This window comes from uncultured Limnohabitans sp., from assembly GCF_937889215.1.
Taxonomy (GTDB): domain Bacteria; phylum Pseudomonadota; class Gammaproteobacteria; order Burkholderiales; family Burkholderiaceae_C; genus Limnohabitans_A.
In genome coordinates this window covers 1-1,337 of record NZ_CALBEX010000014.1, presented here as the reverse complement: position 1 = coordinate 1,337, position 1,337 = coordinate 1, and the positions used below count along the sequence as shown (strand labels likewise).

General features: G+C 54.2%; 2 protein-coding genes. Both read right to left on the bottom strand.

What is annotated here, in order from left to right; genetic code table 11:
* The coding region (locus Q0341_RS00425) for a hypothetical protein (protein WP_299509760.1) at positions 1-719 on the bottom strand (719 nt) is incomplete at its 3' end.
* Between the two features lie 163 nt (positions 720-882).
* On the bottom strand, positions 883-1,337 hold a 455-nt coding region (locus Q0341_RS00420; protein WP_299509759.1), incomplete at its 5' end, for a glycosyltransferase.

Below are 1,337 nucleotides of genomic sequence, written 5' to 3'. Positions count from 1 at the left end.
CAAAGTGCATCAATGGCGCGCAACTTTTCAGGGTCGAAACTTGCATATTCTTCCCAATATCTGCCAGACGCCACCCAGTAGCCGAGTTCAGACTCTGCACGCAGTGCTTCTTGAACTTCCTGCGTTCTGGCCATCGGCGCCTTGGGCTTTTCTGTCATTTGCGAGAGGGCTTCGAAATCAAGCCGTGGAAACATCAATCGCGAGCTGGGACGCGTTGACAAATTGACAATGGCGCAAGCCTCGAGTTTGGCCATGGCGAGCAATCGCAAGGATTTGGCTTCAAGGCTTTGCAGCGTGACATCTTCTCGCAAGGGATCGGCCGCACCGCAACCGTAGAAATGCGTTGGCTGGCCGGCTTGTGCTTCATAGACCATGTCGCAACCGATGTAAGCGATGACATCGGGCTTCAGGGCGCCCAGTGCCCAATAACCGGCGGTGAAACACATCGTGCCGCCCGCATACACAAAGCCGCCAAACGCATTTTGTTCTGGCACAAATTCGGTGGCTGTGATGACTTGCTTGCCTTCCAGTGCCTCTGCGCTGGGGTGCCTGTCCAAAGGAAAGTCTTCGGTGTAGATCCAACAATTCCAAGAAGGGCAAGCCATCCAGGCGTTGTTGATCACGACAACGTGAGAAAACCCCGATGTGTCCCAGCCCGCAGTCCTGATGGCATCGGGGGCGCTGCCCACAATCAACACTTTTTTTAGCGAAGTTTTCATGAATTATTCAATATCAATGACGAACTGATGGTTGATGCTTGAGATGACACCTTGATGAATTTGGGGTTGCGCTTTGGCCCTTTGTTCCACTGCTTTTTCGATGTCTGGGTGTCAACCCTGTGGGCTTTTTTTGCCGTGGCAGCCTCTCGATTGACGGCTTGAATCAGCGTTTCATGGGCGCGTCAGGCAAGACCCGTCGGAACATGCTTTCCACCTCGGTAGCGATGCTGGACCATTCCCATTTATGAATGCTGGCAGCGGCATCTTGGCGTGCTTCTTGTACGGTGATGATTTTTTGGGTGATGGCCAAAGCGCGTAAGACGAAGCGTTGTGGGTCTTCATCCGGTACCAGCCAACCATTGCGCCCGTCTTCAATGACTTCTTTGGCCGCTGCGCAGTCATAGGCCAGCACCGGTGTGCCACTGGCCATGGCTTCCAGGGTCACGTTGCCAAATGTTTCTGTCAGGCTTGGAAACAGCAAGAGATCGGCACTGGCATAGGCCACGGCCAATTGTGCGTGTGAGGCCATGCCCATGAACACGGCATCTGGGCACATGGCTTGGAGCTTGGCACGGTAGGGTCCATCGCCGCAAAAAACGAGCTTCACGTTGCGCTGGT